Raw genomic sequence first — 10189 nt, 5'->3', positions numbered from 1 at the left:
AATGGGTCGACTGGTATAATAACACGCGCCTGCACAACGCCATCGGTTACGTCACGCCGAACGAAGCAGAGGAGACCTTCTACGCAAGCTTGAACGCAGATGAAAAAGCAGCCTAACTATTGAACCAAACCCTCTCCGGTAAACCCGGGGCGGTTCAGTCGGGAACTTCACGACAGGATTGAGCCGAATATGTTCAAGTGGATCGCCGAGGCCCCGCTCGCGCCGGCCGCCGACTCCGCGATCGCCTGCATCATGATGGTCGCTTCGGTAATTCCCAGACCGGCACCACCGACCGCCTCTGGCATGGCAATTCCAAGCCATCCACCATCGGCCATCGCCCTGTGCAGATCATGCGGAAAACCGCCGTTACGATCCCGCTCCAGCCAGTAATCATCGTCGAACTGCGCACATATCCGCAGGATCTGGTCGCGAATTTCTTTGCTGCTCATCCGTCATTCGGAATGTCACGGCGTCCTATTCCTCAGCCAGACTGACATGCCCCGCCTCGCAAAGGGCAGCGATCCGTTCATCTTCAAAACCAAGGTCACGCAGAATGTTGCGAGTGTCCGCACCCGGTTTTCGGCCCAGCCATCGAAGTTCGCCAGGTGTGGCGCTCAGATGGGGAATCGGCCCGATCACCTGCGTCTGCTCGCCCTCGACCGATACGATATCTCCGCGATAACGTATTTGCTCATTCTTCGTGATCTCCTCGACGCTCAACACACGCGAGGCAATCGCATCATGGCGGGCAAATTCCGCCTCCACCTCGGCAAGCGTATGCTGCGTGACGAAATCGTTGATGGCATCAAAGACCACGGCCATATGCCGCGACATCTCGTCGAGGGTCGCGAACCGCGGATCATCGGCCAGGGTGTCTCCGCCTACCGCCCGCAGCAAGCGTTGTGCTGTCTCCGCGCTACCTGCGGAAACGGTCAGCCACACCCCGTCGGACGTGCGGAACATGCCCCCCGGCGCATAGTCCATCGGCTGGCGCAGCCCGTTGCGCCGGGCCGAATGGTTTGCGCCCGTCAGGGCGGGCACCGGATAGTCCATCAACCGAAACAGTGCCTCGAACACCGCAAGGTCAATGACCTGCCCTCGCGCCGATCCTGTTTCACGGGCAAAGAGCGCGAGCATGATACCCATAGCGCCCATCAGACCGGTCGTGCTGTCGGCCGCCGGAAATCCAGGGTGCATCGGCGGCCCGTCGGCAAACCCGGTCAGATGCGCCAAGCCGCTCATGGCTTCCGCCGCACGCCCGAATGCTGGTACGTCCCGCATCGGGCCTTCCTGCCCGTAACCCGATATGCGCAGAATAACCAGATCCGGGTTCCACTCATGCAGAGTTTCAGGTCCGACCCCCGCACGCTCTAGCACGCCTGGTCGGAAATTCTCGACAAGAACGTCGGCACCCTCGACCAACCTGCGCAGGATGTCCCTGCCTTCATCCGACTTCCAGTCCAGGCTCAGTGTTTTCTTGTTGCGGCCCAAGGTCTTCCACCAAACGCCAACCCCGTCCTCCGCCTTGGGTCCGAGGTCGCGCAACATATCCGTCCGGTTGGGCGCCTCAACCTTGATGACATCTGCACCGAAATCAGAGAGCAAGGCGGTCGAGAGCGGTCCTGCAATAACATGACCGAGTTCGATGACCTTAAGGTGATGAAGTGGTCCCGTCATCCGTTCTCTCCGCCAATATTCTAACGCTTGTTAGATTCATAGTGAGATAGAAGGCAAACTTCAAGCCGTGTAATACTGAGGTCGTGGGTAAGTTCGAAAGTTCCGGCTGGCGCTTTTTGTAAGGGCCGCGCGTCTTTGGCGCAGGCTCTTCGCATCGACCAGCGCCACGATGGCTTCAGTCTCTCAAAAACGATCCGTCAGACGGCGGTGTTACTTCGGGTCTGGAAATTCGCTTGGCGGCAGCGCCAAACGAATTCCCAGACGCCAGATTGCTCAATCATTTCCTTAGAATCCTGAAGGATCCTGATAATCTGCTGATTTTACATAATTTCACAATCTGACACGGCAGGATTTGCCGGTGATCAGAATGACAAAGCAGAACACCTGGTCAGTGTGTCGCTGTTGACGCCTGCCTTGCAGAGCACTGCAGGCTCAGGCAGGCAGTCGCGTTCCAGTTGGTGGCATAAATGATGGCAAGACCAGACTCACACATGCATTTACTATATTTTTCAACTTACTGGTAATTTTAGTGGCGGAGACGAAGGGATTCGAACCCTCGAGACCCTTCCGGGCCTACTCCCTTAGCAGGGGAGCGCCTTCGACCACTCGGCCACGTCTCCGCCGACCCGTTTAGTGGGGTGGACGGCGGGAAACAAGATGAAAAAAGCGGTTCAACGAGCCAACCGTGACACACATCAACATCAGGATATGTTATCCGGATTTCTCATGCAGTCCCGGTATGTTTGCCGACGGTCTGTCATCGCGACCATATCCGACTGCGGCCAAGTCCGGTGGGTTTCGCACTCGGACATGGTAGAAGGGTCCGGACGGGGTGGCTCGCCTCATAGCGATGCCACCTCATCTAGGCTTGGGCAGATGGGGCGCATCGAACGACGGGCGTTGCCATGCCGGCGCCACGGCCTTTCAGGGCGCGAGAACGCATTCATATTCGTCACACGCATGAGACCGGGACCGGCCGTGGGAAGCGTCGGCTCAGGTATTGAAGAGGAAGTGCATCACGTCGCCGTCCTGGACGACATAGCTCTTGCCTTCGGCGCGCATGCGCCCGGCATCCTTGGCACCCTGTTCGCCGCCGCAGGCGATGAAATCGTCATAGGCGATGGTCTCGGCCCGGATGAATCCCTTTTCGAAATCGCCGTGGATGACGCCGGCGGCCTTTGGCGCGGTGGTGGCCTCGGGGATGGTCCAGGCACGGGCCTCCTTGGGGCCGACGGTGAAATAGGTCTGCAGGTGCAGCAACTCATACCCGGCGCGGATCAGCCGGTCGAGGCCGGCCTCTTCCAGCCCCATCTCCTGCAGGAAATCGGCGGCCTCTTCGGGGTCGAGCTGGCTGATTTCTTCCTCGATCTGGGCAGAGATGACGACGCTGGCGGCCCCCTGCGCGGCGGCCATTTCGGCGACGGCGACCGAAAGCGCGTTGCCGCTGGCGGCGCTGGCCTCATCCACGTTGCAGACGAAAAGCACCGGCTTGGCGGTCAGCAGTTGCAGCGTTTTCCAGGCGCGGACGTCCTCAGCGTCGATCTCGGCCTGGCGGGCGGGGCGGCCTGCCTCCAGCAGCCCTTGCGCGACAGCCAGCAGACGGTCGGCCTGCACTGCCTCCTTGTCGCCGCCCTTGAGCTTGCGCACCAGGCCGGCGCGGCGCTTTTCCACCGACTCGAGATCGGCCAGCATCAGCTCTGTCTCGATCACCTCGGCATCCGTCACCGGGTCGATCCGGCCTTCGACATGGGTGACGTCCGGTTCCTCGAAACAGCGCAGCACATGGGCGATGGCGTCGACCTCGCGGATGTTGGCCAGGAACTGGTTGCCCAGCCCCTCGCCCTTCGACGCGCCCTTTACCAGCCCGGCGATGTCGACAAAGGTCATCCGCGTCGGGATGGTCTGGCGCGACCCGGCGATTTCGGCCAGCTTGTCCAGCCGGGGGTCGGGCACGGCAACCTCGCCCACGTTCGGCTCGATGGTGCAGAACGGAAAATTCGCCGCCTGCGCCGCCGCGGTGCGGGTAAGCGCATTGAAAAGCGTCGACTTGCCCACGTTCGGCAGGCCCACGATACCCATTCTGAAGCCCATTTCGCACCCTCCTTGGCGGCAGACGCCGGCATCTACGTTGCCAGGGCGGGGAAGGTCAAGCAGGGCATTGATTTCCCACCGCCATTGCGTCAAACCCGACGCGACTTACCGCGAGGATGCCCGCATGACCCGTATCGACGCCAAGTTCGCCGAGTTGAAGGCCGCCGGAAAGAAGGCCTTTGTCGCCTATGTGATGGCGGGCGATCCCGATTACGACACCTCTCTGGAGGTGATAAAAGGCCTGCCCGCCGCCGGTGTCGACATCATCGAGCTGGGCCAGCCCTTTACCGACCCGATGGCGGATGGCCCCACCATCCAGCTGGCCGGGCAGCGCGCACTGGCCGGCGGGCAGACGCTGCAGCGCACGCTCGACATGGCGGCCGAGTTCCGCAAGACCGACGACACCACCCCGATCGTGCTGATGGGATACTACAACCCGATCTACAATCGCGGCGTTGATAAATTCCTGGTCGATGCAAAGGCCGCCGGTATCGACGGGCTGATCGTGGTCGATCTGCCCCCCGAAGAGGATGACGAACTGTGCACCCCGGCACAGAAGGCGGGGCTGAACTTCATCCGCCTGGCGACGCCCACGACCGACGACAAGCGCCTGCCCAAGGTGCTGCAGAATACGTCGGGATTTGTCTATTACGTCTCGATCACCGGCATCACCGGCGCCGCGGCCGCACAGGCCGCCGACGTCGCCCCCGACGTGGCCCGGATCAAGGCCAGGACCGACCTGCCAGTGGTGGTGGGGTTCGGCATCCGCACGCCTGAGACCGCGCGCGAGATTGCCGGCGTCGCCGATGGCGCGGTGGTTGGTTCGGCCATCGTGGGCAAGATGGCCGAGGGCGCCGCCACGCAGGAAATGCTGGATTTCGTGCGCAACCTGGCCGAGGGCACGCACAGCGCCTGACCCGGGTCCACGGGTCAGCCCATGATCACGTCCAGCAGCATCATCAGGATCATGCCCCCCATCAGCCCCGCCGTCGCCGCCGTCTGGTGGCCGCGGCGGTGGGTTTCGGGGATGATCTCGTGGCTGATGATATAAAGCATCGCACCGGCGGCAAAGGCCAGCCCCGGCGGCAGCATGTACTGGCTGATCTGCACCGCGCCCACCCCCAGCAGACCGCCCAGCGGTTCTACCAGCCCGGTCAGCAACGCCACGATAAAGGCATATCTGCGCGTATACCCCTGCCCCAGCAGCGCCACCGCCACCGCCAGTCCCTCGGGCGCGTTCTGCAACCCGATGCCGGTGGCCAGCGACATGCCCTTGCCGATGTCGCCGCCGCCAAAGCCCACGCCGACGGCCAGCCCCTCGGGGATGTTGTGGATGGTGATGGCAAAGACGAACAGCCATATCTTGGGCAGTGCGCCGGGGTCGGCGCCCTCGGGGCCGGTGATGAAATGGCTGTGCGGCAAGGCGGCGTTGAGCGCCGCCACCATCGCGGCCCCGGCGGCGATGCCGGCCGCGACCACGAAGGCGGCGGTCACGGTTGAACCATACAGCCCCTCGCCCGCCGCGATCCCCGGCAGGATCAGCGAAAAGAACGAGGCCGACAGCATCACACCCGCGGCAAAACCCAGCAACACGTCGCTGTGCTTGGGGGACACGCTGCGCCCGAACAGCACCGGCAGCGCGCCCAGCCCGGTGGCCAGCCCGGCACCGAGGCTGGCCAGAAATCCGATCAGTGTCAGGCTCATCCCTGTCCCCTTCCCCGGCATCCCGGGCCCATCTCACCGCACGCGGTGGCATTGCACGCCGGCACCTGACGCGGTAAGCCGATCTTACCAATACACCGGGGAATGCCCATGCCCGTGATCACCTGTATCGAAGACCTGCGCCGTCTATACGAACGCCGCGTGCCGCGAATGTTCTACGACTATGCCGAAACCGGCAGCTGGACGGAACAGACCTTTCGCGAAAACAGCACCGATTTTCAAAAGATCTACCTGCGCCAGCGGGTTGCCATCGACATGGCCGAGCGCAGCACCGCCAGCCAGATGGTGGGTCAGGACGTGTCAATGCCGGTGGCGCTGGCACCGGTGGGGCTGACCGGCATGCAGTCGGCGGATGGAGAGATCAAGGCCGCGCGCGCGGCCGAACGCTTTGGCGTGCCGTTCACGCTGTCGACGCTGTCCATCTGCTCGATCGAGGACGTGGCCGAACACACGACCAAGCCATTCTGGTTCCAAGTCTATACCCTGCGGGACGAGGATTTCATGCGCCACCTCTTTGAGCGGGCGGCGGCGGCCAAGTGTTCGGCACTGGTAATCACCGTCGACCTGCAGATGATGGGGCAGCGCCACAAGGACATCAAGAACGGGCTTTCGGCCCCGCCCAAGCTGACGGCAAGATCGGCCGCCAACATGATGACCAAGGTGCGCTGGGGCCTTGGCATGCTGGGCACCAGGCGGCGCGAGTTCCGCAACGTGGTCGGTCACGCCAAGGGCGTCAGCGACCCCGGTTCGCTGGCCAAATGGACGGCAGAGGCATTCGACCCCTCGCTTGACTGGGAAAAAATCAGGCAGTTCCGCAAGATGTGGGACGGGCCGGTGATCATCAAGGGGATCATGGACGCCCGCGACGCGCGCGAGGCGGTCAATGTCGGCGCGGATGCAATCGTGGTGTCGAACCACGGCGGGCGGCAGCTGGATGGCGCGCTCAGCTCGATCCGGGCCCTGCCCGAGATCGTCGAGGCGGTGGGCGACAAGATCGAGGTCCATCTCGACAGCGGTATCCGCACCGGGCAGGACATCCTCAAGGCGCTGGCGATGGGCGCGAAGGGTGTGATGGTCGGGCGGGCCTTTGTCTATGGCCTGGGTGCGATGGGCGAGATGGGCGTGACCCGCGCGCTGGAAATCCTGCAAAAGGAGCTCGAAACCTCGATGGCGCTGTGCGGGCGCACCGATGTGCACGACCTCGACCGCGATATTCTGCTGGTGCCGCAAGGGTTTTCCGGGAATTGGGAAAGCTGACCCACAAGAGGCAGGCATTGCCGATCAAAGGGGCGGCGCACTAAGCTGCGCAAGCACCCGGCAACTGAAAGGCCCGCCATGCCCGCACCCGAAAACCGCCTGAATTCCGCGCTTGTGCGTGGTGAAATGATCGATGGCTGAACGGTTCCTGCTGGCCGACGTGGGCGGCACCAACACCCGGCTGGGGCTGGCCGAGGGCGGGCTGCTGCTGCCCGACAGCGTGCGGCGCTATCGAAATGCCGATTACCTTGGGCTTGATGAGATACTGAGCGCCTATCTGGAAGCATCCCCCACCCCCATTGACGCGCTTTGCGCCGCCGTCGCGGGGCCGGTGCGCGGGGGGCAGGCGCAGCTGACCAATCATTCCTGGCTGATCGACGCCGCAGGGTTACAGGCGGCGACCGACGCGAGCGCGGTATATCTGATCAACGACCTGCAGGCACAGGGCCATGCGCTTGACGATCTGCCGCCCGGCGCGGCGCAGCCGCTTTTCGAGGGCAAAGCACCGCCGGTCGATGCCCCGCGCCTGGTGCTGAACATCGGCACCGGCTGCAATGTCGCGGTGGTGCACCGGATGGCGGGCGGGCTGTTCGTCCCGGCGGCGGAATCGGGGCATTCCACCCTGCCCCACGGCACCGGCGCGACCGCCGCGCTATACGAACACCTGCGCGAAACCCACCCTCACCTGCCCATCGAGGCCGCGCTTTCGGGCCCCGGCCTGGCCGATATCCACCGCCATATCACCGGCACCAAAGCCACCCCGGCCGAGGTCATCGCAGCGTTCAACGCAGGCAACGGCGGGGCGCGCGAAACGCTTAGACTCTTTGCCACGCTGCTGGGCCAGGTGGCCGGCAATTTCGCCCTGCATCACCTGCCGATGGGCGGTATCTACCTGTCCGGTGGCGTGGCCCGTGCCGTAGCGCCGCACCTTTCTGATCTGGGCTTTCTGCCTGCCTTTACCGATCGCGGCCCCTATACCCACATCGCCCGCGCGATGCCGGTCTCGGTCATTACCGAGGACGGTTTTGCCCTGCGGGGCTGTGCGCGGTATCTGGGGCAAGTGTTGCCCAGGCAGACATACGGCAAACACCCTGCCAAGCCGATGTTGGGGTCCGAGCCGCGCTGACCCTTTTCCCGGCTCTCGCGCTCTGCCATACTACCCCTCAACCAACAAAGAATGAGCAGCACCCGAATGGCCGACGACCTTCTGACCGCCACCGAGAACACCAACTATAACGCCTCGCATATCGAGGTGCTCGAAGGGCTGGAGCCGGTCCGCAAGCGGCCGGGCATGTATATCGGCGGCACCGACGAGCGGGCGCTCCACCACCTGGTGGCCGAGGTTCTGGACAACTCGATGGACGAGGCCGTGGCCGGCCACGCCACCCGCATCGAGGTCGAGCTGCACGAGGACTATTCCATGACCATCCGCGACAATGGCCGCGGTATCCCGGTCGAGGAGCACCCCAAATTCCCCGGCAAATCCGCGCTCGAGGTGATCTTGTGCACACTGCATGCGGGCGGCAAGTTCTCGGGCAAGGCCTATCAGACCTCGGGCGGGCTGCACGGCGTGGGTGCCAGCGTCGTCAACGCGCTGTCGGACCTGATGGTCGTGCAGGTCGCCCGCGACCGGAAACTGTATGAACAGCGCTTTTCGCGCGGGATACCACAAGGCCCGCTGCAAGAGATCGGCGCGGCGCCCAACCGGCGCGGCACCACCGTGACCTTTCACGCCGACGCGGAAATCTTCGGCCATCACCGCTTCAAACCCTCGCGCCTCTTCAACTCGATCCGCTCCAAGGCCTACCTGTTCTCGGGGGTCGAAATCCGCTGGAAATCGGCCATTACCGATGGCGACACCCCGCAGGAGGCCACGTTTCACTTTCCCGGCGGGCTGTCGGACTACCTGAACGAGACGCTGAACGGCGCCTCGACCTATTCCGACGCGCCCTTTGCCGGCACCGTCGATTTCCAGGACCGTTTCAACACCCCGGGCAAGGTGGAATGGGCGATCAACTGGACCCCCTCACGCGACGGGTTTCTGCAAAGCTATTGCAACACCGTGCCCACGCCCGAGGGCGGCACCCATGTCGCCGGTTTCTGGGCCGCGATTCTCAAGGGGATAAAGGGCTACGGCGAACTGGCAGGTAACCGCAAGGCCGCGCAAATCACCCGCGAAGACCTGATGACGGGGGGCTGCGCGCTGGTGTCGTGTTTCATCAGCGACCCCGAATTCGTCGGCCAGACCAAGGACCGCCTGGCCACCACCGAGGCCCAGCGCCTGGTGGAAAACGCCGTGCGCGACCATTTCGACAACTGGCTGGCGTCGGATACCAAGTCCGCCGGCGCAATCCTCGATTTCCTGGTGCTTCGGTCCGAGGAACGGCTGCGCCGCCGGCAGGAAAAGGAAACGCAGCGCAAATCCGCCACGCGAAAGCTGCGCCTGCCCGGCAAGCTGGTCGATTGCACCGCCAGCACCCGCGAGGGCACAGAGCTGTTCATTGTCGAAGGGGATTCGGCCGGCGGATCGGCCAAGATGGCGCGCGACCGCAAGACCCAGGCGCTACTGCCGCTGCGGGGCAAGATCCTCAACGTGCTGGGCGCGGCCAGTTCCAAGCTGGGATCGAACCAGGAAATCGGCGATCTGACCCAGGCGCTGGGTGTCGGGCTGGGCAGCCGGTTCAACATCGACGACCTGCGCTATGACAAGATCATCATCATGACCGACGCCGACGTGGACGGCGCGCATATTGCGTCGCTCTTGATGACGTTCTTCTTTACCCAGATGCGCCCGATGATCGACACGGGGCATTTGTACCTGGCCTGTCCGCCGCTCTACCGGCTGACACAGGGTGCGCGGCGGGTCTATTGCATCGACGAGGCCGAGCGCGACGCCTGGCTGGAAAAAGGGTTGGGAGGCAAGGGAAAGATCGACGTCAGCCGCTTCAAGGGCCTGGGCGAGATGGACGCCAAGGACCTGAAGGAAACGACGATGGACCCTACCACCCGCAAGCTGATCCGCGTGACGATAGACGAGGACGAACCGGGCGAAACCGGCGACCTTGTGGAACGGCTGATGGGCAAGAAGCCAGAGCTGCGGTTCCAGTACATCCAGGAGAATGCCCGCTTCGTGGCGGAAGAGTTGGACGTCTGATCCCCCGCGAGGAGCCAAGGCGCGCTTAGCGCGCCGCCGCGCGATGGCCCGCCAGCCTGCGGTCTGACCATCGCGCGGGTGTTGGCAGAGTGACCTGCCCCCCGCAAAATCCCTCACCTTATAGCGAGTTGCGATCTTTACGATTCAGGATTTCCATGAAGCTTGATCTGTGATTCTCTGTCTGCAGGGCAGATATGGGGGTTTGAGATGGGTAAACCGCATCCTATGGCACTTCGGGAGCGCGTTGTCGCTTTTGTGGAGGAAGGGCATTCACACCGGGCTGCTGCC

The 10189-nt window shown here is 63.4% G+C and carries 8 protein-coding genes and 1 tRNA gene; 4 read left to right on the top strand and 5 right to left on the bottom strand.

What is annotated here, in order from left to right; translation table 11 throughout:
* Positions 1-167 precede the first annotated feature (167 nt).
* From DL899_RS18350 to ychF, 4 genes are all read right to left on the bottom strand, one after another.
* Complete coding sequence (locus DL899_RS18350) at positions 168-449, bottom strand: acyl-CoA dehydrogenase family protein (protein WP_239494766.1); 282 nt, start codon at positions 447-449, stop codon at positions 168-170.
* 25 nt (positions 450-474) lie between these two features.
* Entirely contained in the window at positions 475-1677 is a 1203-nt protein-coding gene (locus tag DL899_RS18345; protein ID WP_111735784.1) for a CaiB/BaiF CoA transferase family protein, read from the bottom strand.
* A gap of 530 nt (positions 1678-2207) precedes the next feature.
* Positions 2208-2297 (bottom strand) — tRNA-Ser (locus DL899_RS18340).
* A 373-nt stretch (positions 2298-2670) separates the two neighbouring features.
* The gene (gene ychF / locus DL899_RS18335; RefSeq protein WP_111735783.1) at positions 2671-3768 is read right to left on the bottom strand and encodes a redox-regulated ATPase YchF; all 1098 of its coding nucleotides are present in this window, start codon (positions 3766-3768) and stop codon (positions 2671-2673) included.
* Positions 3769-3892: 124 nt separating this feature from the next.
* Here ychF and trpA point away from each other — a divergent pair, with 124 nt between their 5' ends.
* A complete protein-coding gene (gene trpA, locus DL899_RS18330; RefSeq protein WP_111735782.1) occupies positions 3893-4684 on the top strand; it encodes a tryptophan synthase subunit alpha in 792 nt (263 codons plus the stop codon).
* Between the two features lie 14 nt (positions 4685-4698).
* On the opposite strand, the gene DL899_RS18325 is transcribed toward trpA, so the two are convergent.
* Positions 4699-5472 (bottom strand): ZIP family metal transporter, encoded by a 774-nt coding sequence (locus tag DL899_RS18325; protein WP_111735781.1) that lies wholly within the window; start codon positions 5470-5472, stop codon positions 4699-4701.
* 108 nt (positions 5473-5580) lie between these two features.
* Between DL899_RS18325 and DL899_RS18320 the strand changes: the two genes are divergently transcribed.
* The 3 genes from DL899_RS18320 to parE all read left to right on the top strand — a co-directional run bounded on the left by DL899_RS18320 (position 5581) and on the right by parE (position 9901).
* Positions 5581-6747: an alpha-hydroxy acid oxidase gene (locus tag DL899_RS18320; RefSeq protein WP_111735780.1), complete on the top strand. Its 1167-nt coding sequence runs from the start codon at positions 5581-5583 to the stop codon at positions 6745-6747.
* A gap of 133 nt (positions 6748-6880) precedes the next feature.
* Positions 6881-7873 (top strand): glucokinase, encoded by a 993-nt coding sequence (locus DL899_RS18315; RefSeq protein WP_111735779.1) that lies wholly within the window; start codon positions 6881-6883, stop codon positions 7871-7873.
* A gap of 66 nt (positions 7874-7939) precedes the next feature.
* The gene (gene parE, locus DL899_RS18310; protein WP_111735778.1) at positions 7940-9901 is read left to right on the top strand and encodes a DNA topoisomerase IV subunit B; all 1962 of its coding nucleotides are present in this window, start codon (positions 7940-7942) and stop codon (positions 9899-9901) included.
* Positions 9902-10189 lie beyond the last annotated feature (288 nt).

The organism is Roseovarius amoyensis (assembly GCF_003260265.1).
In the GTDB taxonomy this organism is placed as follows: Bacteria; Pseudomonadota; Alphaproteobacteria; order Rhodobacterales; family Rhodobacteraceae; genus Roseovarius; species Roseovarius amoyensis.
This window is presented reverse-complemented; position numbering and strand designations above follow the sequence as displayed.

Coding starts and splice junctions, on each gene's coding strand:
- DL899_RS18350 (WP_239494766.1), bottom strand. CDS start 449: ATGAGCAGCAAAGAAATTCGCGACCAGATCCTGCGGATATGTGCGCAG.
- DL899_RS18345 (WP_111735784.1), bottom strand. CDS start 1,677: ATGACGGGACCACTTCATCACCTTAAGGTCATCGAACTCGGTCATGTT.
- ychF (WP_111735783.1), bottom strand. CDS start 3,768: ATGGGCTTCAGAATGGGTATCGTGGGCCTGCCGAACGTGGGCAAGTCG.
- trpA (WP_111735782.1), top strand. CDS start 3,893: ATGACCCGTATCGACGCCAAGTTCGCCGAGTTGAAGGCCGCCGGAAAG.
- DL899_RS18325 (WP_111735781.1), bottom strand. CDS start 5,472: ATGAGCCTGACACTGATCGGATTTCTGGCCAGCCTCGGTGCCGGGCTG.
- DL899_RS18320 (WP_111735780.1), top strand. CDS start 5,581: ATGCCCGTGATCACCTGTATCGAAGACCTGCGCCGTCTATACGAACGC.
- DL899_RS18315 (WP_111735779.1), top strand. CDS start 6,881: ATGGCTGAACGGTTCCTGCTGGCCGACGTGGGCGGCACCAACACCCGG.
- parE (WP_111735778.1), top strand. CDS start 7,940: ATGGCCGACGACCTTCTGACCGCCACCGAGAACACCAACTATAACGCC.